This is a genomic window from Nonomuraea sp. JJY05 (assembly GCF_043496855.1).
GTDB lineage: Bacteria > Actinomycetota > Actinomycetes > Streptosporangiales > Streptosporangiaceae > Nonomuraea.
Map to the genome: position 1 here is coordinate 155,193 of NZ_JBIEIS010000016.1, position 20,722 is coordinate 175,914.

The following is a 20,722-nucleotide window of genomic DNA, read 5'->3' on the forward strand; positions in this document are numbered from 1 at the left end:
CGTTCTCAGATGAACTTCTTGGACGCGAGGAAGTCGGCGGCCTTCGCGCCACCGTCGCCCTCGTCCTTGACGATCGTGCCGGCCGCGCGCGGCGGGGCGGCGGCGAAGTCGACGACCGAGGACCACGCGGCGGCCAGGCCCACCTGGGCGGCGTCGATGGAGGCGTCGCCGATGGCCAGCGTCTCGACCGGCTTCTTCTTGGCGGCCATGATGCCCTTGAACGACGGGTAGCGCGGCTCGTTGATCTTCTCGACCACGGAGACGACGGCCGGCAGGGTGGCCTCGACCTTGTCGAAGCCGTAGTCGGTGATGCGCTGGATCGCGATCGAGGAGCCGTCGACGTCGACCTTGTTGGCCAGCGTGAGCTGCGGCGTGCCGAGGCGCTCGGCCAGCATCGCGGCCAGCACGCCGGTGCGCGCGTCGGTGGACTCGGAGCCCAGGACGACCAGGTCGAACCCGATCTTCTTGAGCACCTGCGCCATCGCGTACGAGGTGGACAGCGCGTCGGAGCCGTGCAGCGCGTCGTCGCTGAGGTGGACGGCCTTGTCGGCGCCCATGGCCAGCGCCTTGCGGATGGTCTCGGTGGCCTTGCCGGGACCCATGGTGAGCACGGTCACCTCACCACCGTGGGCCTCCTTGAGCCGCAGCGCCTCCTCGACCGCGTACTCGTCAAGCTCGTTGACCACGCCGTCGACGGCGTCGCGGTCGAGCGTCTTGTCATCGGACCGCAGCTTGCGCTCGGTCGCAGTGTCGGGGACCTGCTTCACGCAGACGACGATGTTCATGGCCGGTGGCCGACCTCCCGTGTTCGCGTGCGCCACCGCCTCGTTGCGGCCGGCGCGAGTGCAATGCTGTCCAGACTGCCAGGTGCCCACCGGGCCACTGACAGAGGGTCTGCCCTAGCTTTCGCGAGTTATGTTACCCATGGGTAGCTTAACTGCAAACCCGCAGCTACCCACTATACAGAACTTTGTTCGGTCTAGGCCGACAGCAGGAACACGACCCCCACCACGAGTGCCGTACCCGCGAACAGCGCCAGCGTGAACGTGCTGAACACCGCCGCCAGCCCGAAACACAGTCCCACGGCCCCCGCCACGCTGACCAGGTCCGAGATCATGCGGCTGCGCCGGAACAGGCCTTTCGAGAGCAGCGCCACCCCGGCGTCGGCCACCACGACCAGCGCGTACGCCGCCAGCAGGAACAACGCCACCTCGGGCAGCGGCTCCCGGGCGGCGGCGGCCAGCAGCGACACGAACAGTCCCGAGCCGATCAGCCAGCGCCTGCGCACCTTCTCCCGATGCCTGGCCCTGGACTCCTCCACCGACCTGCGCGGCCGTTCCTTGCCCGGCCGCCACTCCCTCGTGGTCAGGTCGTCGGCGGCGCTCACCGCCCGGGGCTGGACGTGGCGTACGCGGGAGAGCGGCTCGACCCCCAGCTTGGCGCAGAGCTGGGCGGCCGTCGGCCGCGCGGCCAGGTCGGTGGACAGGCACTTGCGTAACAGCGACGCCAGCCACTCCGGGACGCCCTCCAGGTCGGGCGAATGGTGCACGACCCGGTAGGCCACCGCCGAGGCGGGCCCCTGCCCGTACGGCTGCCGCCCGGTCGCCGCGTACGCCAGCGTCGCCCCGAAGGAGAACACGTCGGCCTCCATGCCCGCGCTCTTGCCCTCCAGCACCTCGGGGGCCAGATAGCCGGGCGTGCCCACCACGGCGCCGGAGGCCGTGACCGACAGCGAGTCGAGCGCGCTGGCGATGCCGAAGTCGATGACGACGGGCTCGCCGTCGGCCATCATCACGTTGGCCGGTTTGAGATCGCGGTGCACCACGCCGGACTCGTGCATGGCGAGCAGCGCGTCGGCCAGGCCGGAGGCCAGCCTGCGCAGGTCGGCCACGGGCACGGGCACGGCGCTGAGCGGGCGGCCCTGGACGTATCGGGTCACGAGGTAGGGCCGGCCGCCCTCGAGCGAGGCGTCGAGCACCTCCGCCACGTGCGGCCCGCCGACCCGGCGCATGGTCTCCACCTCGCGCGCCAGCCTGGCCAGCGCCCCGCCGTCGGCGGTGACGTGGGGGTGGAGCACCTTGACCGCGACCGTCCGGCCCTCGGCGTCGAGGGCGAGATGCACCTCGCCGAACCCGCCCGCCCCGAGCTTGGAAAGCAGCTCATATGGGCCGAGGTGCTCGCTCATACCTCATCTCTCCCCCCGAGAGCCCGTGGGGACACTCAGGACCAGGGAGTCAGGAACCCCAGCCCGAGGTCGCTGAGCAGGCTGTCGATCAGCCCGGTGATCAGGCCGATCGTGCTCTGCTGGGCGTTGTTGGCCAGCTCGTCGATGACCGACTTCGGCGCCCGCCACGGGTACCACGACGGGTCCTGTCCCAACGCGAACATCACCGCGAACAGCGCCGCCGTGCCCACCAGCACGACCGCGACCAGCGCCGCGCCGGGGCTGCGCAGCACGCTCGTGAGCGTGCGGGTGACGGCCTGGCGCGGCGCGCCGCCGCCCGGCAGCACGAACAGGCCGCCCGCGAAGGCGCCCGCCGCGAACGAGGCCGCCTGGTTGACGCTCATCCCGCCCGCCCAGTGGAGCAGCCCCCAGACGCACAGGCCGAACAGCAGCGCCAGCGGCACGTGCACGGCCGTCACGAGCGCCGACTTGACCAGCGCCCAGGGCGTGCCGACCACCGCCAGCAGCGGATCGGCCGAGCTGCTGCCGCGCATCTGGCGCCGCTTGACCAGGTCACCGAAGAGGTATTCGCCGAGCCGCAGCACCAGCGCGAGCGCGACGGCGATCGCGCCGACCATGACCGGCATCATGACGGTCAGCGCCACCAGCGTGACCAGCAGGAGCAGGCCCACGACCTGGCTGCCGAACAGGTATCTCTTCCGCTCGGACGGCGGGGTGTACTGAGGCGGCGGCGTGTAGGGCCTGACCTGCGACGGCGAGGTGGGCGGCGGCGCCGGGTAGCCCGCCACCCGCTGGTCGGTGCGGGCCATCGGCCTGGCCGCGACCGGCGCGGGCACGTAGGGCGGCGGCCGCTCCTCCCGGCGCGTGGGCGGCCGTCCCTCCCGAGAAGGCCGCTCCTCCCGCTGCGGGGGCGGTGCGGTCTTGCCGTACTCGACCGGCGGCAGCAGGTCGGAGAACGTGTCCATGGTCCGCGTGCCGCCGCCCATGCGCTTGGTGCCGGTCGGCCCGTCGAAGGAGGTCTCGTTGAAGGTGGTCACGGCCGGGTCGAGCGCCCTGGCCATCCGCAGCAACTCGTGCGCGCTGGGCCGGGACGCGGGGTCGACCTGCAGCGCCCTGCTGAGCCAGCCGCGCAGCCACGCGGGCGCCTTGTCGATCTGCGCCCGCCCTTCCATGATGTTGAAGCAGACGGCCTCGAACGTTCCCGTGCCGAACGGCGGCGCCCCCGTCGCGGCGAAGAACACCGTCGAGGCCAGCGCGTGCACGTCGGCCGCCTGGGTGATCTCGGAGTCGCGGATGATCTCGGGCGCCAGATAGCCCGGCGTGCCCACGAACATGCCCGTCTGCGTCAGCCTGGTCGCGTTCACCAGGTGGGCGATGCCGAAGTCGATGACCAGCGGCTCGCCGTTGACCAGCATGACGTTGGACGGCTTGAAGTCGCGGTGGATCACGTCGGCCGCGTGGATGGCCACCAGCGCCTGGCAGAGGCCCTGGGTGAGCCTGATGACCTCGCGCGCCTCCAGCGGACCGTCGCCCAGGACGGTGTCCTCCAGCGTGCGCCCGGGGGCGAAGCGGGTCACGACGTACGGCTGGCCGCCCACGAGCTCGGCGTCGATCACCTCGGCGACGTGCGGGCTGCGCACCCGGCGCATGGTCTCGACCTCGCGGGTCAGCCGGTCACGCGCCTTGAGGTCGGCGGCCACGTGCGGGTGGAGCACCTTGATGGCGACTTCGCGGCCCTCACCGTCGAGACCGAGGTGGACGACCCCCATGCCGCCTTCACCGATCTTCCTGACCAGCCGGTACGGGCCCAGGCGTTCTGGTGCTTGGGTGCTCATCGCCACCTTCCCCGCGTCATCCCCCGGGATTCCCCCTTAGCCCATCTAGCTGTCTGATCACTGGATTGACGTTCAGCGGAGTCCATACGGCCCCCCTTGGCTTGTCCCCGAACGTGCCCGCGGCGAGGATCAGCGAGAGCGCGGCGGCCGCCGCGAGGGCCCCCGCCATCACCATCGCCGCTGTCCTCGAGGGTACGAGCGATGAGAGCGTTCTGCGCATTTGTTTGCCAGGACCCTCCACTCCCGGGCCCGCGCAGACGGTCCACAGCGCGACCGCGGCGCCCCAGGCCAGGGCGTTGGACGGGTCCATCCGGGCCACCACGGTGAGCAGCAGCGTCACCGGCAGGCCCAGGATGAGCGCGTACAGCACGAGCGCCAGCGTGATGCCCACCGATTTGGCCAGCGCCTGGGGGAAGGCGAACACCCTGACCACGTCGAGCGCGGCGGCCCCCGCGGCCCTGCGGGCGGTCAGCTGGGGCTGGGCCAGGTCGGCCGCGCGCAGCAGGACCGCGGCCGGGATCGCCACGACCGCGACCAGCACGGGCGCGATCACGGCCGCCACGATCAGCAGGACCAGCAGCATCGCGCCGGCCACGCCGTACGCCCGGGACCGCTGCAGCATCTTGCCCGGCGCGACCGACGGGATGTAGGGCTCCCGCTTGGTGCTCGGGTCGTGCTGCGGGTACTGCGGCGGGATGTACGGGGGCGGCTGGAGCGGGCTCGGCGCCGGGCGGGCGTAGTCGGGCACGTCGGGACCCGCGCTCGGCACCTGGGCATTGGGGACCGGGGCGTTCGGGACAGGTGTGTGGATCCGGCCGTAGTCGGGCGAGTCAGGGCGAACCCGTCGGGTGGGCACGTCGCCCTCCCCCGGCTGGGCCACGAGGCCGTGGTTGTTGACCGGCTGCTGCGGCTGCCAGGGCGGCGGGGTCAGGCCGCTCTCGCGCTGGATGCGGCGCAGCTCCTCCGGCGTCACCCTGCGGGTGGGCCACGGGTCCGGCTGGTTGGGCAGGAGCGAGACGTACTGCTGGTCCTGGGGCGGCGGGGCGGCCTGCTCCTGGGACTCCAGCAGGCTCTTGGGCGTCACCGGCGGCGTGGAGATGTCGTACGACGGCTTGTCCTGCACGCGCGGGGGCTCGGTCGGCCGCGGAACGGTCGAGATCTCGTCGGGCGAGGTGCTCGGCGCCTTCGGGAGCATCCGGGCGGTCTGCTCGGCCAGCTCGGCCGCCTTGGGGCGCTTGGCCGGGTTGCGCTGGAACGCGGCCTTCAGCAGCGGCTGCAACGTCGCCGGGGCGGCGCTCACGTCGGCCTTGCCCGCGGTGATGTTGTAGAAGATCATCTCCAGGGTGCCCTTGCCGAAGGGCGGCAGGCCGGTGGAGGCGTACAGCAGCGTGCCCGCCCACGCGTGCACGTCGACCTCGGGCCCCGCCTCCTGGCCCTCGATGATCTCGGGCGCGAGGTAGCCGGGCGTGCCGATGAACATGCCGGTCTGCGTCAGCCGCGTCGCGTCGACCGCCTGGGCGATGCCGAAGTCGATCAGGACCGGCTCGCCGTCGAGGATCAGCACGTTTCCGGGCTTGAGGTCGCGGTGGATCACGCCCACCGAGTGCACGGAGGCCAGCGCGGCGGCCACCCCGTGCGCGATCTTGACCAGCGAGGGCAGGTCGAGGGGCCCGTCGTCCTTGACGATCTCGTCGAGGGGACGGCCCGGGACGTACTGGGTGACGATGTACGGGCGGTGACCGGTGACATCGGCGTCGAGCACCTCGGCGATGTATTTGCTCCGCACCCGCCGCATCGTCTCGACCTCGCGCGAAAGCCGCCGCCTGGCGACCTCGTCGCCGGCGACCTCTCCGCGCAGGACCTTGACCGCCACCTGCCGCCCCTGCGGGTCGACAGCGAGGTGGACAACGCCCATCCCGCCTTCACCGAGCCGCCTGAGCAGCCGGTAAGGGCCTAGTCGGTCATCGTTCATGGCATGAAGCACCATACCGGCTTAATCCCCGCCCACGAGATGAACCATGAGGCCACATTCCCACTCGTACAACGTCCAGAAAGGGGCCATCGGTTTCCCATCCAACGGTCTCGAATCGGCTTCAGTTTCCCTCAACCGGCCAGCGGCAGCACCTCGGCGCTCTTCAGCCCGGCCAGCGCGGCCCCGGACACGGCCAGTTTCGATCTGCGCACACCGCTCCCGATCACCACTCTGGGGTGCTCCGCGACGTGCGTGTCCACCAGGATCGGCCAGTCGGCGGGCAGGCCCAGCGGGGTGATGCCGCCGTATTCCATCCCGGTCAGCTCGACCGCGTCGGCCATCGGCGCGAAGCTCGCCTTGCGGGCGTCGAGGTGGCGGCGGACCACTCCGTTGACGTCCACGCGCATCGTCGCGAGCACCATGCAGGCCACGTAGCGCGTCTCGCCGCCGCGCTTGGCCGCGACGACCACGCAGTTGGCCGACTCGTCGAGCGTCACGCCGTACCGCTCGCAGAACACCGCCGTGTCGGCCAGCTCAGGGTCGATCTCGGCCACCTCGACGCCCTCCAGCTCCGGCACGGCGAGCACGACCGGGTCGGCCAGCAGGTCGGTCCGTTCGTTGGCGGGCACCCAGTGCAACGCCATCCCATCTCCTCGATCTCAGCTCCGCGGATCGCTTCTCCCAGGAGCCTACGGTGGCCGCGGGAGTAGCGTGCGGCCTCACGCGGACTGCAGCACTCGCTTGTGCAGCTGGGTGACGGCGCTGCGGGCGGACTCCATGGCCCCCGCCTGCCATGCGATCAGGTGGGTGAGCCAGTCGCCCGCGAAGTAAACCCTTCCGGCGGGGCGTTGCAGAAAAGTGAAGGACGAATCAAAGTCGGGCCAGCGCACCCAGCCTCCCTGGATGTGCTGCTGGCGCTCCCAGGCGATGGAGACGCTGGACAGGACGTTCTGGCGGTATTTGCCGCCGTGGATCTTCTTGCCCTGGGTGAGCGCTCTGCGCCTTCTGTCCTCGGGGGTGAGGGCCGCGTACAGCTCGGCGTTCCGCTCGGTGTTGTAGTAGCCGACGAGGAGACCGCGCTCGGAGTGGTAGCCGTGGGACGGGTACCAGATGTGGGAGATGTCCAGGTCGGTCTCGGTCACGCCGCCGTAGATGCGGTCCTCCAGCTCCCACCAGCGCCGGCCGTACTCCAGGCCGATCTTGCCGGCGGCGACCGGGATCGGGGTGCTGAGCGCGGTGGTGACCTGGGCGCCGAGGTTGTGCGGGATCTTGGCGAGGATGTGGGGCGGCAGGGCGGCGATGCAGTAGTCGGCCTTGAGGCCGCCGCCCTCCCAGGCGACCTCGACGCCGTCCTCCAGGCTGGTGATCTTGGTGACCTTGGCGCCGGTCCTGATCCGGTCGCGGCCGACGGCCTCCGTCAGCTTGGTGACGATGGCGTCCATGCCGCCGACGGGCTGGAACATGGGGGTGGCCTGGTCGTAGCCGAAGTCGTTGGTGATGGCCCGGCCGGTGCCGGCGGCGAGGACCTGGTGGAGGGTGCCCGGGGCGTCGAGAGGGGCGCCGGTGTCGATCGCCGGATATTTCGTGAAACCACGGCGCATGGACCCCTCGTACTCGTGCTTCGGGCCCAGGTCGCCGAACCTCCTGAGGAAATCGAGCAGGCTCTCCCGGTCGGCCTTGCTGACGACCCTGTCCAGCGCGCCGACATTTGTCGCTTTAGCCAGTAATTCCGCGACATATCCGTACATGTCGGCTCGGGCGGTGCGCGCCCGCACCGTCTGACCGTTGGTGTGCACGTAGGCGGCGGCGTTGTGGTTGACGAAGGTCTCGATGGGGATGCCCAGCTCACGGCAGTAGTCGAGGGTCACCATCCAGGGGGCGATCCGGCCGGGGCCCGCGTTGAAGTAGACGCCCTCGCCGAACTTCACGTCCTGGGCGGGGCCGTTCAGCTCGGCCAGCCGGTCGCCGCCGCGCAACGTGAGGTTGCGCCCGCCCGCCTTCTCCCTGGCCTCGAGGAGCGTGCAGTCGTACCCGGCCTTGCCCAGCTCGTACGCGGCCGTCAGCCCCGCCACCCCGGCGCCGAGGATCACGACCTTCGCCGCCCCCTTGCCGCTCAGGCTGAAGTCGCCCGGCCGGGGGGCGACGAACTGCTTGTCCTGCTCGGACGGCGCCAGGCCGAGGGCGCCCATGGCGGCGTACATGGCGCCCGCGCCGCCCACCGCCCCGATCCCGACGAGCAACCCCCGCCGGGTCAGCGCCGCACCCTCCACGCCGCCCTTCCTCCCTGCTCCAGAAAATCCGCTCCGCGCCGTGAACCCGAGGTCAGCCGTACGGGCCGCTGCCGCAGGCGATCTGGCCGCCGATGGTGGCGAAGATGCCGAACAGGGCCATGACCTGCGTGAAGTCGTCCGTCGTGAACTCGATGTGCCGCGACCCCACCGACTTCACGCCCGGGATCAGGGCCACGGCCGCCGCGATGGCGGTGGAGTTCCACTCCACCCCGAGCGTGTACGGCGCGGCCACCGCATAAGGCGTGAAGTCGCTCAACCGGTTGAGCGCACGAGCCGTCGCCTCACGGATCCTGGCCTGGGCGACGCTCGGCGGCAGCAACTCGGCCGAGAACTTGTCGATCCCCTTCTTCACCGCGACCGTCTCGACGTCGCCGAGCAGCTCGCGCGCCTCTTCCCCGACGGCCTCGTCCCCGGCCACCAGCACGACCGGCACCCCGTGGAACCCGGCGCACGCCGCCACGAGCCGGGTCTCGCCGCACAGCTCGCCGTTCAGGTAGACGTTCTGGATCTCCTTGCCCATCCAGGTGTGGTTGAGCACGCCGTGCGGCACGCCCGCGCGGGCGTGGTAGCCGACGAAGCACGCCGCCTGGAACGAGCCGTCGAGCCCCTGGGCCATCCGCTGCGCCTTGCCCGGGCCGCGGATGAGGCTGGCACGCGGGTCGAGCAGGTCGATCCGGAGGTTCTTGGTGGAGCCGTGGGCGTCGTTGACCAGCACGCCGGCCGCCCCGGCGTCGAACGCCCCCTCGATGGCGGCGTTCGCGTCGGCCGTCATCAGCTCGCAGCCGCGCTCGTACCCACGCTTGCCGGCGTGCATCTCCTCGGGGTCGGTCAGCCCCGTCACGCCCTCCATGTCGACGGACAGATAAACCTTCACGCGTTCCCACTCCTCATCAGGCGCCCCATGTCTCCACCCGGCGGACCTCGTCCTCCGTCATGAGACCCACGTGCTTCTCGACGAACGCCGTGGCCTCCTCGCGCCACTGGTCCGGGATCTCGGCCAGGGCCCGCGGGTAGCAGTGGTCCAGCCAGGCCGTCGACTCCTCCGAGACGTCGAAGTAGTCGAGCGCCTTGGCGAAGAGCGTGTTCTCGATGCCGGGGACGCGGGCGAACCCGTACTGGATCATCTCCTGCCCCCCGTACGGCGGCTTCTTGAGGTACTTCTGCGCGACGGGGCGGTCGGCGGTGAGGGGGGTGTCGAGGGGGCGGCGCTCGACGGCCGCCTGGATGAGCTCCTTGTAGAGGCACTTCCCGCAGGTACGGCACGGGCCGTCGGTGCCGCGCAGGCACCAGCGCACGTAGTCCTTGAGGTCGGACCCCAGGGCCAGGCGCATCGTGGTCGCCTCGCTCACCCCGCCGACGGGGAGCACGATGTGCACGCCGGCGGCCGCGAACAGCCGGCCCCACCTGCCGTGCGGCGACCACATGGGGTTGTCGGGCGTGTAGCGCCACAGGTAGCGGCCCCCGCCGAGCCAGCGCGAGCCGAGCTCGTAGCCGAAGCCCAGCCCGCCGAGGTCGAGCTGGTCGGCGAGCAGCAGCGCGCCGGCCGCGACCGCGTGGTGCTCCGGGTAGCCGGGGCGCGGCTCGGCCAGGGTGAACTCCAGGTCGGAGGTGACCGTGCTCAGCTCGCGCCCGGTCTTGGCGGCGAGCTTGGCCAGGACGTCCGACCGGTAGTGGGACCAGCGGTTGGGCACGCGCGGGTGCGGCACCCGCCGGAAGTGCACGAACGGCGCCTGCGGGTAGACGGTGGCCGCCGCCACGGAGTCCGCGCCGCCGCTGTACGAGATCGCGAGCCGGGCCCCGGGACGGCGGGGTTCGGCCCCCACCGGCCCGGCCTCGACGCCCCATCCGGAGTGCAGGGCGTCGGCGAGATCCGCCGAGATGGCGCGGTCGAAGGAGATGCGCCTCCTGGTCCACGGCGCCACGACCGTCCAGGCGGCGACGGCGAAGAGGTCCGGGTGGGCGTCGTCGGGGACGCCCCCGATGGAGCAGGAGTTGATGGCCAGCTTGATGGGGTGCTCGTCGGAGGCCTTGCCCGTGATCTCGTCCTCCGCGTCGAGGCGGAAGGTCAGGCTCGTGCCTGTCCAGGTCACGCGCACGGCTGCTCCCCCGGTTGCCCGGAGGCGCGGCCGGCGCGGAGGTCGTCGATGGCCTGCCAGACCAGGACCTCGTTCTGGAGCACGCCGTCCAGCGCCTTGGCCGTCTCCTGGGCGAGCCGGTGGGTGTCGTCCAGCTTCGCCTTGTCGGCCTTGCCGATCCCGGCGCCGGTCGCCTGCGGGCGGGCGTTCCTGAGCCGCTCCACCTCGCTCTGGAGGGTGGCCATCTCCCGCCGGAGCGTCTGGACCTCCCAGAGCGCGTCCCTGATGTCCTGACGGTGGTCGGAAATGGAGATGTAGCGGGAGTCGAACCACGTACGCACGGCCTTCCGGAGCCGCGCAGGGACCAGGACGCGCATCATGAAACGCCACCATACTGGCAAACCCGAGCCCGATAGGACGAGCCGTTCGAATGGGTAGACTTTCCCTTTTCAGCGGCCGGTGAACTTGGGCTTGGCCCTCTCCGAGAACGCCCGCATCCCGATCTTGGCGTCGTCCGTGGCGAACAGTCCGGAGAACTGCAGGCGCTCGATCTCGAGCCCCGTGTCGAGGTCGGCGTCCAGGCCCTGATCGACCGCCTGCTTGGCGGCGCGGAGCGCGACCGAGGGTCCGCCGACGAACGTGGCGGCCCACTCCAGGGCGGCCGTGTAGACCTGCTCGTCGGGCACCACCCGGTCCACCAGCCCCAGGTCGAGGGCCTCGGCGGCGGGCACGTGGCGGCCCGTGAAGATCAGGTCCTTGGCCCGCGCCGGGCCGATCAGGCGGGGCAGGCGCTGGGTGCCGCCCGCGCCGGGGATGAGGCCGAGCAGGATCTCCGGCTGGCCCAGCTTGGCCGACTCCCCCGCGACCCGGAAGTCGGCGCACAGGGCGAGCTCGCAGCCGCCGCCCAGCGCGTAGCCGGTGACGGCGGCGATGACCGGCTTGCCGATCCGCGCGACCTCGGTGAAGCAGGCCTGGAGCGTACGGGAGTGGGCGGCCATGTCGGCATAGGACATGTCGGCCATTTCCTTGATGTCCACACCCGCGGCGAAGACCTTCTCACCGCCGTAGACGATCACGGCCTGCACCTGCGGGTCGGCGTCCACCTCGCGGGCCGCCTCGACGATCTCCCGCTGGACCTGCATGTTGAGGGCGTTCATCTTCGGACGGTCAAGACGGATCGTGGCGATCTGGTCGGCCACCTCGACGCTCACAAACTCACCCATGAGCCGAACCTAACAGAGTGATCGCGTACGTCCATGGCAGCCGCGGTCAGCGCGCGGCGGAGATCACCTCGTCGACCGTCTTCCTGCTCCGGGAGGCGCGGACGAGCGCCGCCGAGAGCCGGGCCAGCTCGTCGTTGGAGTGGGCCAGCTCGGCCAGCGGGCGCGCCTGGCGCGGCAGCCCGAGCTTGCCCGCGCCCTCCAGCACCCGCTGGTCCAGGTGCGGCGCGACCTGGGGCCACACGGCCTGGACCTCGCGCAGGAAGATGTCGGCCCCCGTCGGGCCGATGCCCGGGAACTCCGTCAGCAGCGCCGCGATCTCGCGGTCGTCGCCGCCGGCCTCCTCGCGCAGGCGGCGCAGATCGCCCTTCCAGCGGTCGAGGAGCAGTTCGGCGCCCTTGCCCAGCATCGTCGAGGTGCGCTCGTCGTAGCGGACGTAGTGGCCGCGGTCCAGCGCGTCCACCCGGTCCTGCCAGCTCGCCTCCCGCATGGCCTTCGGCGTGCCGTACCCGGCCTCGAACAGCTCCCTGGCGGCCGCGACGGCGACCTCGGCCGAGATGCGCGCGCTGAGCAGCGTGGCCAGGACCAGGAGCTGGTACAAGGGCTTGGGCTGGTCGGCGAGTTTGATGCCGGCCTCCCGGGCGAACGTCCGGCCGTACCGGTCGAGCAGCACGTCCACGACGGCTTTCTCGGTCTTACCCATGCCCGCCCGCTACCCGCGGCGTGTCGTGACATGCCGGGTTTGGGGTGCAGGTCGCTGGGGAGGCGGAGGGTTGGCGACTGCGAAGGAGCTAGCCGTGCTGACCTTGACAGACAACGCCGTCGAGGCGATCCGCGATCTGATGGTCGGAGAGGACGTGCCCGCCGACGCGGGCCTGCGCATCTCCCCGAAGCCCGACGAGGCGGGAACGCTGGAGCTCTCGCTGACGAGTACGCCGGAGGCGGGTGACCAGGTCGTCGAGAAGGAGAACGTCCGCGTCTTCGTCGCCGAGGACGTGGTCGAGATCCTCGACGACAAGGCGCTCGACGCGCAGCCGGGCGTGCCGGGGCAGCCGACGTTCCGGCTGGATCGGAGGGCCTGACAGGTCCTAGCCGAAATCGGGCCCGGTCTCGGGCGGGCGCACGTCGCCCAGCCCGAACAGGCCCACCAGCGTCCCGTCCACCCGGGTGACGACGACGTGGTCCACCTTGGCCCGGTCCATGCGCTGGACCAGCGGTTCGAGCTCCTCGCTCGGCCGTACCGTGGTGACGCCGACCCGCATGGCGCGCTCGGCGGCGCCGTTCAGGTCGGCGCCCTTGAGCTCGCGCGAGCCGATGACGCCCTGGACCACGTCGTCGTCGTCCACGACGACCGCCAGCCCGGCCGGGTCGCCGATGATGCGCTCGGTGATCTCGTCCAGGGGGTCGCCGAGGGCGGCCCGTACGGGGTCGCGGCGCAGGTTGCGCGACACCAGCGCGGCCGTGCCCTCGTAGGGCAGGTCCGCGGAGAGCCAGTCCATCTTGCCCTGCCGGTAGTCGTACACGTCCTCGAACCCGAGGTGTTCGAGCCGGTGGGCGGCCCGCGGGCTCAGGTCGCAGAGCCAGTCGTGGCAGTAGACGACGACCGGCCGGCCCGGATCCAGCTCGCCGGCGGACGTGCGCAGGGCGGCGAGCGGCAGGTGCACGGCCTCGGGCAGGTGCGCCCACGCGTACTCCTTCTCCGGCAGCACCTCCACGAGCTGGGCCCGCCGGTTGGCGACCAGGTCCCGCACGGCTTCGCGATCGATGATGTTCGTCATGGCATCCCCCTGCCCTCAGACGGCGATTCGTGTCACGATGACGAGGCGTCCTGCTTCAGGGAGTGCCCGATGTGTGACGATCCGCTGCTGCCCGCGTCCGTGGCCCGCGCGCTCGCCGACTATCGCGAGCTGCGTGATGCGCACGGCCCCTGCTGGGGCGAGCCGCCCATCCCGTACGTCGTCCAGGCCTGGGCCACCGTCTTCCTCGACCGCCGCTACAACTACTGGGAAGCGGCGCTGCGGCAGCTCGCCGGGCGCTACCCCCCGGAGGAGATCGAGGACCATCTCGACGAGGTGGACCCGGAGCGGGCGGTGCGGGACGCGCTGGCGGGCGACGTGCTGGACAACCTGGCCGCGCTGCGACTGACTCCCGAGGGGTTCGCCCTGGAGGCCGTCACCCGGGTGGTGCTGGACGAGCGGCCCTTCCGTACGTCGTTGCTCCTCGACTCCGGCGTGGACGAGCCGGTCACCGTCGTCGTGGACGGCACGCCGTACGAGGTGCCTCCCCATGGCGCCCGGGTGGCCGGCCTGGAGCGGGACGTCAGCGTGGCCGGTGCGCCCGTGGACCTGTCGCCGCTGCGCAGGCGGGCGGAGGCGGCCACGATCAGGGTGCGGGCGGGGTTCCCGTGCCGGTGGAGCGTGACGGGCGCCGACGGGCAGGGCTGGTACCCCGAGGGCGCCCCGCCCAAGGTGGACGTCCACCGCAGGCCGTTCTTCCACGGCGACGACCTCGTGATCGCGGTGCCCGCCGAGCCCGTCACCGTGGCGGTGGCCAGGGGCATGGAGTACACCGCGAACGAGGTCGTGATCACCCCCGAGGCGGGCGCGGAGACGCTGGTGGAGCTGGCCCCCGAGCGCCTGTACGACGCGGCGGCCCGCGGCTGGTACGGCGGCGACCTGCACGTGCACCTCAACTGGATGGGCGAGGAGCCCGCCGCGCCCGAGCTGGCCGCGGCGGCGCAGCACGGCGAGGACCTGCACGTGCTCAACCTCGTGGCGGGCAACGTCGCGAGCGGGCGCGTCTACGACGTCGAGGCGCTGGAGCACTGGGTGGGCAAGGACCTGCCCTGGTCCGACGACCGGCACCTGGCCAGGCTCGGCGTCGAGTACCGCAACGACGTCGTCGGCCACCTGACCGCGTTCGGCCTGCGGGAGCCGCCGCGGCGCTACCACACGGGGTTCGAGGGCACGGTCGACTGGCCGCCCAACGCGGTCGCGCTGGAGGAGCTGCGCGGGCTCGGCGGGGTGACGGGGTACGGGCACCCGTTCCACACGGCGTTCTCCGACGACGACCCGCCCGACGTGGTGCTCGACCAAGGGCGCGACTGCTCGGCCAGGGAGATCGTCGCCGACGCCGCACTCGGCCTGATCGACACGCTCGACGTGCTCAACCACTCCTCGATCGCCGGCACCGCCGCCGTCTACCGCCGTTTGATCGGCGCGGGCAACAGGCTCACGGTCACCGCGGGCACCGACGCCGTGCTGTCCTTCTGCCGCCGCGGCACCGCGTCCAGCCCGCCGGGGTGGGAGCGGGTCTACGCGAACGTCGCGGGCCCGCTCACCGCCGAGGCCTACGCCGAGGCGATCCTGCTCGGCCGCACGTTCGCCACCACCGGGCCGTGGCTGGAGCTGACCGTGAACGGGCACGGGCCGGGCGACACGCTGGCGCTGGCGCCCGGGCAGCGGGTGGAGATCGTGGTCTCCTCGATCGGGCCCGAGGTCGAGTCACTGGAGATCCGCACCGCCGAGGGCGTCCTGGCGCAGGGGCCGCCCGGGCGGCTGGTCGCCTCGATGACGGCGGGCGAGCCGACGTACGTGGTCGCGGTGGCCTCGGGCGGGCCCCACCCGCGCACCGTGCACCGGTCGGGGGCGTACGCGCACACCAGCCCGGTGTACGTGGACGTCGCGGGCGGACACGTGGCCAGGGAGGCGGACGTGCGCTGGTGCCTGGCGTGGCTGGACCGGCTGGAGGTCCTGCTGCGGCGCCACGGCACGTTCGAGACGCCTACCCAGCTGGACGATCACCTCGAGCTGTACGAGCGCGCCAGGGCCGTCTACCGCGGGCGGCTCCCCTAGGCGAGACCCGCGAGGACGCGTTCGAGGCCCCAGCGGAACGGTCCGTCGACACGTACGCCGCGATCGCGTCGGTCGCGGCGTGCGTGCGCGGGAAGGCCTCGGGGTCGATCGAGAGCGCGGCGCGGCGGGCGGCGATCCGCTCCTCCTCCGGCGGGACCGGCCCGTGCACCTCCGCCGCCTCCAGCGCGATCGCGCCCAGCACGTACACCATCACCGTGTAGGACGCCCGCGGGTCCGGCAGGGCGGCCAGGGAGGCATTCGCCCACGCGCAGCGCGACCGGGCCGCTGAAGGCGGCGCCGAGGATCGCGGGGACCGCGCTCCGCGACCGCCTCCTGCCCCGGCCCGCCCCGGCCGTCACCGCCCACTCGGGCTGAAGCTCACTCCCCCGACAGGCGTTCGACGACGCGCAGCAGCGCGGAGTGGTCGAGCGCGCCGTCCCCGGAGGCGTTCGCGGCGGCCACCAGCTGGGCGACCAGCGCGCCGAGCGGCAGCACGACGCCTGCCTCGCGGGCCGCCGACGTGACGATGCCCATGTCCTTGTGGTGCAGGGCGATGCGGAAGCCGGGCTCGAAGGAGTGGTTCAGCATGTTGGCGCGCTTCTGCGCCAGCACCGCCGACCCGGCCAGGCCGCCGCCGAGCACCTCCAGCGCCGCCTCCAGGTCCACCCCGTACGCGCGCAGGAACACCACCGCCTCGGCCAGCGCCTCGATGTTGGCGGCGACGACGAGCTGGTTGGCGGCCTTGACCGTCTGGCCCGCGCCGCTCGGCCCGACGTGGACCACCGTCTTGCCGACGACGTCGAAGATCGGCCGGGCGGCCTCGAAGGCGTCGCCCGCGCCGCCCACCATGATCGACAGGGCCGCGTTCTTCGCGCCCGCCTCACCGCCCGAGACGGGGGCGTCCAGATAGCGCAGGCCGCGGCCGGCGGCCTCGGCCGCCAGCTCGCGGGTGACGTCGGGGCGGATCGAGGAGAAGTCGATGACCAGCGTGCCGGGGGCGGCGTGCGCGAACACGCCGTCCTCGCCGGTCAGCACGTCCTGGACGTCGGGCGAGTCGGGCACCATGAGGGCGACCGCCTCGGCTCCCGACACGGCGTCGGCGATCGACTCCGCCACCCGGCCGCCGGCCTCGGCGAGGGCCCTGGCCTTCTCCGGCGAACGGTTGTAGCCGGTCACCGTGTGCCCGGCCTCGACCAGGTGGATCGCCATGGGGCTGCCCATGATGCCGAGGCCGATGAAGGCGATGGTGGTCACGTTGGTCCTCCCGTTCCGTTTCAGCGCCCCGAGGCTCCGGGGGCCGCGCGTCGGTCGCGCGGGAGCCAGGCGAAGCGGTCCGGGCCCTCGGAACGGTATTCAAGGCCGATATATCCGTCATATCCGGCGGCGTACACGTCGTCGATCCACTGCTGGAGCGGCAGCGCGCCCTCGCCGGGCGCGCCCCTTCCCGGGGCGTCGGCGATCTGTACGTGGGCGACGCGCGGGCCGTACCGCTCGATGGCGGCGGACACGTCGTCGCCGTTGGTCGCCAGGTGGTAGAAGTCGGCGAGCAGCCCCACGCCGGGCACGTCGCCCAGCCGGTCGAGCACGGCCACGGCGTCGTCCGCCGTCAGCAGGGGATAGCGCGGCGCGCCGCTGACCGGCTCCAGCAGCACGGTCCCGCGCACGCCCCGGGCGCAGGCCGCCAGCATCTCGACCGCCAGCTCGTCCTGCTCCTGCGCCGCGACCCCGTCCACCCGGTTGCCGTAGAGCGCGTTGAACGCCCGGCAGCCGAGCCGCTCCCCGATGGCCGCCACCACGGGGACGTTGTCCAGCAGCTCCCGCGAACGCCCCGGCCAGGACACCAGCCCGCGGTCGCCGCCCGGCATGTCCCCGGCGAAGAAGTTGAGCCCGGTCAGCCGCACCCCGGCGTCCTCCACGGCGCGGACGAACGCGTCCACGTCCCGGTCCGCGGGGACGGCCACCGGCCACGGCCACCAGAACTCCACCGCGGTGAATCCGTCGGCGGCCGCCGCGGCCGGGCGTTCGAGCAGGGGCAGCTCCGTGTAGAGGATCGAGCAGTTCACGGTCCACTTGGTCACGCGCAGGCCTCTTCCCGTCAGACTCGGAACATTGTCACGCAAGTGCGCAGGAGTCACAAAGGCGGGGCGACACGCGCGTGTCGGCGGAGTGGCTTCGTGAAGTCGTGGCGGGTCTATGATGTTGGAAACTGAAGCGGCTCCGGTCCCCGGTCGCCGCCGGGCAAAGCGTTCGGAGGTCGGCGCATGCTGGAGTCGCAGTGGGCCCGTGACACGTTCGGGCAGCGGGTGCCGGCGATCAGACAGGCGGTCGCCGAGGCGCTGTCGATCGCGCTCGACAACGCCCGCGACGCCCAGACGGCCGCGCAGACCGAGCACACGCATCCGTTCGGGTTCACGCTCATGTCGCGCAAGTTCGAGGCGCTGGCCGAGGCGTTCGAGGACATGGGCGACGTGCGCATCATCAAGCCCGCCGGGTCCCCCCACGAGCTGGTGGTGCTCGACGGAAAGCTGCTGTTCCCGTTCCGCTACGCCAAGGACCGCTCGATCAGCGTGATGAGCGCGCGCATCGGCGAGGGCCGGCCGTCGGCGCTGGTGCAGGCGCTGTTCAACCGGTTCGGGCCCGAGCCGCGGATGCGGCAGCTCGCGCTGCACGACCTCGCGCCGCACGCGGTGCCGGTGGCCGAGGCGCTGTCCGACCTGCCCGACGAGACGAGCCTGGTGCTGATCGCCTACGCCTGCAACGCGCACGCGGGGCTGCTCGACGCCTGGTGGGGCGAGGCCGAGCTGCTCGACCGCACCGGCAGCCTGCGCTGGCACGTGTGCGAGCCGATCCCCCTGGATCAGGACGCGACGGCGGCCGGGCAGGCCGGGGCGCAGCCGGCCGCGTTCGACCAGGGCGCCCTGCCCACCCCGTCGCTCAACCCCCGCACCGGGGCCGGGCGGCTCGTGGCGCCCGTCAGCGAGGCCGTACCGATCACCAGGGCAGAAGCCGCCGGCGGTGAGTGAGTTCAAGACCGGCACGCCGACCCCGCAGGCCGTCGCCGACGCGTTCGACGCCACCCGCCTCACCCAGGCCCGCCATCTGGCCGCGCTCACCAAGAAGGAGGTGGCCGAGCTCCTCGGCGTCTCCCCCGCCGCGGTCGGGCAATATGAGGCGGGCGTCACCCGCCCGCGCCCCGACCTGGTCCCGCTGCTGGCCGAGGTGCTGGCCGTGCCGATGGCGTTCTTCCTGCCCGGGCGGCCGCACGGCAAGCTCGACGGCTCCATGGCCCACTTCCGCAGCCTGCGCTCCACCCGCGCCTACCAGCGGGCCAAGGCCGTGGCCTTCGTCGAGCAGGTGTGGGAGCTGACGTACGCGCTGGAGAAGCGGGTCCAGCTGCCGGCCGTCGACCTGCCCGGGTTCGCGGGCGGCGAGATGCACTCGTCGCTGCCGCGCGACCCGGCGGGCGCGGCCCGCGCGCTGCGGGCCCACTGGGGGCTCGGCACCGGTCCGGTCAGCCACCTCGTACGCCACATGGAGTCCCACGGCATCGTCGTCGCCTTCCCCCGCCACGACCCCGACGCGGTCACCGTCGACGCGTTCTCCACCTCCAGCCTGCCGCGGCCGATCGTCGTGCTGACCCCCAACCGGTTCGACGACATCTACCGCCACCGCTTCACCGCCGCCCACGAGCTGGGCCACCTCGTCCTGCACGGCGACACCGCGGCGGGCGACAGCCATCAGGAGCGCGAGGCCGACGCGTTCGCCGCCGAGTTCCTCACGCCGCGCGACAGCATCCTGCCGCAGCTGCCGCAGCGGGCCGACCTGCGCAAGCTCGCCGACCTGCGGCGGACGTGGGGGGTGTCGGTCGACTCGCTGCTCTACCGGTGCCGCGAGACCGGGCTGATCTCCGACTCAGCCGCCGGCCGCGCCTACCAGCGGCTGGCCGCCCTGCGCGACCAGCCGGGCTTCACCAACGAGCCCGTCTCCGGCTACCCCGGCGAGCAGCCGGTCCTGCTCGCCCACGCCTTCGACCTGGCCACCCGCGAGAGCGACCTGACCGCCGCCACCCTCGCCCGGGAGCTGGCCTGGCCCATCAGCCGCGTACGCGAGCTGATCGGCCTGCCCGACCAGCGGCCCTCACTCAAGCTCGTCCTTTAGTCCCGCTGGTCCCGCGCCGACGGCGTCCAGCTCCGCGACCGTGCCCGGGGACAGGACCTCGCGCGTCGCCTGTCCAGGCCGACCTCCACCGACACCGGCGCGCTCACGGCCAAGGAGCTCGCCCGCCGCCTGCAGGTCAGCCCTGCCTCGTCCGCGGCAAAGCGGCCTTTCTCAACGGGAAGGCGCCGAGCCACCGGAGCCGGCGATCCGGTCCGGCAGTCGTGCGGCCAGATGGTCGACCAGCTCGCTGATCCGCCGGGGCACGTGGACGTCTTCGGGCAGGAGCGCGTAGATGTCAGCGGGCGGTGTCGGCACCTCGGGCAGCACGCGCACCAGGGCGCCGCTCTCGAGGTGGGGCCGGATCTGCCATTCGGAGCGCATGATCACCCCGCGGCCCTGCAGCGCCCAGTCGGTCACGATGTCCCCGTCGTTGCTGGACAGGCGGCCCTGCACGCGGATCTGGCGCGGGTTCCTGGCGTCGCCGAAGCGCCACACGGCGAAGTCCCCCTCGTTCTCGCGGAGCACGATGCAGTCGTGATCGGCCAGGTCCTCCACGCGTCCGGGCGTTCCGCTCCGTTCCAGGTAGGACGGTGCGGCGCAGGGAACCCGGCGGTTCTCCGCCAGCCGGCGCATCCGCAGTGAGGAGTCCGGGGGCGCTCCGACGTGGACGGCCATGTCGAACTCGCGCCGGTGCGGACGCAGGGGCAACGCCGTCGTGCGGAGCTGGATGCTCAGCCGGGGATGCCGGACGGTGAACTCGCCGAGCAGCGGCGCCACGTGCGCGCGTCCGAGGCCCAGGGTCGCCTGGACCACGACGGAGCCCCGCAGTTCGCCGGAACGATGGCTGACCAGGTCCTCCAGCTCGCGGACCTGGTCGAGGATCGGCTCCAGGCGGGCCGCGTAGACCTCCCCCTCGGCGGTCAGCGAGAGCCGGCGCGTGCCGCGGTGCACCAGACGTACGTCGAGCCGGCGTTCCAGGGCGCTGAGGCGCTTGCTGACGACGGGGAGGGAGCAGTCCAGCTCGCGGGCGGCCGCCGTGAGCGTTTCGCTGGAGGCGACCACCTGGAAGAAGCGGAGGTCGTCCATGGAGGTCGTCATCGGGTGCGGAGCGGATGTCTTTCCATGGGCGAAA

At 72.3% G+C, this 20,722-nt stretch carries 20 protein-coding genes; 5 read left to right on the forward strand and 15 right to left on the reverse strand.

What is annotated here, in order from left to right; translation table 11 throughout:
• Positions 1–5 precede the first annotated feature (5 nt).
• From ACFKCF_RS26210 to ACFKCF_RS26260, 11 genes are all read right to left on the reverse strand, one after another.
• Entirely contained in the window at positions 6–785 is a 780-nt protein-coding gene (locus tag ACFKCF_RS26210; protein WP_394497523.1) for an electron transfer flavoprotein subunit beta/FixA family protein, read from the reverse strand.
• Positions 786–979: 194 nt separating this feature from the next.
• Complete coding sequence (locus tag ACFKCF_RS26215) at positions 980–2,185, reverse strand: serine/threonine-protein kinase (RefSeq protein ID WP_394497525.1); 1,206 nt, start codon at positions 2,183–2,185, stop codon at positions 980–982.
• Between the two features lie 35 nt (positions 2,186–2,220).
• Positions 2,221–4,020 carry a serine/threonine-protein kinase gene (locus tag ACFKCF_RS26220; RefSeq protein ID WP_394497526.1) on the reverse strand — a complete coding sequence of 600 codons (1,800 nt, stop codon included), beginning with the start codon at positions 4,018–4,020 and terminating at the stop codon, positions 2,221–2,223.
• A gap of 16 nt (positions 4,021–4,036) precedes the next feature.
• On the reverse strand, positions 4,037–5,992 hold the full coding sequence (locus ACFKCF_RS26225; RefSeq protein ID WP_394497528.1) for a protein kinase: 1,956 nt from the start codon (positions 5,990–5,992) through the stop codon (positions 4,037–4,039).
• A gap of 131 nt (positions 5,993–6,123) precedes the next feature.
• Positions 6,124–6,636: a YbaK/EbsC family protein gene (locus tag ACFKCF_RS26230; RefSeq protein ID WP_394497530.1), complete on the reverse strand. Its 513-nt coding sequence runs from the start codon at positions 6,634–6,636 to the stop codon at positions 6,124–6,126.
• A gap of 75 nt (positions 6,637–6,711) precedes the next feature.
• Positions 6,712–8,262 carry a flavin monoamine oxidase family protein gene (locus tag ACFKCF_RS26235; RefSeq protein WP_394497532.1) on the reverse strand — a complete coding sequence of 517 codons (1,551 nt, stop codon included), beginning with the start codon at positions 8,260–8,262 and terminating at the stop codon, positions 6,712–6,714.
• Positions 8,263–8,314: 52 nt separating this feature from the next.
• On the reverse strand, positions 8,315–9,157 hold the full coding sequence (locus ACFKCF_RS26240; RefSeq protein WP_394497534.1) for a M55 family metallopeptidase: 843 nt from the start codon (positions 9,155–9,157) through the stop codon (positions 8,315–8,317).
• A 16-nt stretch (positions 9,158–9,173) separates the two neighbouring features.
• On the reverse strand, positions 9,174–10,379 hold the full coding sequence (locus ACFKCF_RS26245; RefSeq protein WP_394497535.1) for a DUF6395 domain-containing protein: 1,206 nt from the start codon (positions 10,377–10,379) through the stop codon (positions 9,174–9,176).
• A complete protein-coding gene (locus tag ACFKCF_RS26250; protein WP_394497537.1) occupies positions 10,370–10,738 on the reverse strand; it encodes a hypothetical protein in 369 nt (122 codons plus the stop codon). The genes ACFKCF_RS26245 and ACFKCF_RS26250 overlap by 10 nt, the downstream gene beginning before the upstream one ends.
• Before the next feature lie 69 nt (positions 10,739–10,807).
• Complete coding sequence (locus ACFKCF_RS26255) at positions 10,808–11,581, reverse strand: enoyl-CoA hydratase/isomerase family protein (protein WP_394497539.1); 774 nt, start codon at positions 11,579–11,581, stop codon at positions 10,808–10,810.
• A gap of 46 nt (positions 11,582–11,627) precedes the next feature.
• Positions 11,628–12,281, reverse strand: coding sequence for an endonuclease (locus ACFKCF_RS26260; protein ID WP_394497540.1), 654 nt, complete (start codon positions 12,279–12,281; stop codon positions 11,628–11,630).
• Between the two features lie 94 nt (positions 12,282–12,375).
• Between ACFKCF_RS26260 and ACFKCF_RS26265 the strand changes: the two genes are divergently transcribed.
• The gene (locus ACFKCF_RS26265) at positions 12,376–12,660 is read left to right on the forward strand and encodes a Fe-S cluster assembly protein HesB (RefSeq protein WP_394497541.1); all 285 of its coding nucleotides are present in this window, start codon (positions 12,376–12,378) and stop codon (positions 12,658–12,660) included.
• A gap of 6 nt (positions 12,661–12,666) precedes the next feature.
• Here the strand turns inward: ACFKCF_RS26265 and ACFKCF_RS26270 are convergent, their stop codons facing one another.
• Positions 12,667–13,356: a rhodanese-like domain-containing protein gene (locus tag ACFKCF_RS26270; RefSeq protein ID WP_394497543.1), complete on the reverse strand. Its 690-nt coding sequence runs from the start codon at positions 13,354–13,356 to the stop codon at positions 12,667–12,669.
• Positions 13,357–13,425: 69 nt separating this feature from the next.
• On the opposite strand from ACFKCF_RS26270, the gene ACFKCF_RS26275 reads away from it, so the two are divergent.
• Both ACFKCF_RS26275 and ACFKCF_RS26280 read left to right on the forward strand, forming a co-directional pair.
• Positions 13,426–15,432 (forward strand): CehA/McbA family metallohydrolase, encoded by a 2,007-nt coding sequence (locus tag ACFKCF_RS26275; protein ID WP_394497544.1) that lies wholly within the window; start codon positions 13,426–13,428, stop codon positions 15,430–15,432.
• Positions 15,433–15,515: 83 nt separating this feature from the next.
• The gene (locus ACFKCF_RS26280; RefSeq protein ID WP_394497546.1) at positions 15,516–15,653 is read left to right on the forward strand and encodes a hypothetical protein; all 138 of its coding nucleotides are present in this window, start codon (positions 15,516–15,518) and stop codon (positions 15,651–15,653) included.
• Positions 15,654–15,810: 157 nt separating this feature from the next.
• Here ACFKCF_RS26280 and ACFKCF_RS26285 read toward each other — a convergent pair whose 3' ends face one another.
• Both ACFKCF_RS26285 and ACFKCF_RS26290 read right to left on the reverse strand, forming a co-directional pair.
• Positions 15,811–16,686, reverse strand: coding sequence for a 2-hydroxy-3-oxopropionate reductase (locus ACFKCF_RS26285; protein WP_394497547.1), 876 nt, complete (start codon positions 16,684–16,686; stop codon positions 15,811–15,813).
• Between the two features lie 20 nt (positions 16,687–16,706).
• Complete coding sequence (locus ACFKCF_RS26290; RefSeq protein WP_394497644.1) at positions 16,707–17,516, reverse strand: hydroxypyruvate isomerase family protein; 810 nt, start codon at positions 17,514–17,516, stop codon at positions 16,707–16,709.
• 177 nt (positions 17,517–17,693) lie between these two features.
• Between ACFKCF_RS26290 and ACFKCF_RS26295 the strand changes: the two genes are divergently transcribed.
• Complete coding sequence (locus ACFKCF_RS26295) at positions 17,694–18,455, forward strand: hypothetical protein (RefSeq protein WP_394497549.1); 762 nt, start codon at positions 17,694–17,696, stop codon at positions 18,453–18,455.
• Positions 18,448–19,590 carry an ImmA/IrrE family metallo-endopeptidase gene (locus tag ACFKCF_RS26300; protein WP_394497551.1) on the forward strand — a complete coding sequence of 381 codons (1,143 nt, stop codon included), beginning with the start codon at positions 18,448–18,450 and terminating at the stop codon, positions 19,588–19,590. Before ACFKCF_RS26295 ends, ACFKCF_RS26300 begins: the two co-directional genes overlap by 8 nt.
• 171 nt (positions 19,591–19,761) lie before the next feature.
• Here ACFKCF_RS26300 and ACFKCF_RS26305 read toward each other — a convergent pair whose 3' ends face one another.
• Positions 19,762–20,688, reverse strand: a complete 927-nt coding sequence (locus ACFKCF_RS26305) for a LysR family transcriptional regulator (protein ID WP_394497552.1) — start codon at positions 20,686–20,688, stop codon at positions 19,762–19,764.
• Positions 20,689–20,722 lie beyond the last annotated feature (34 nt).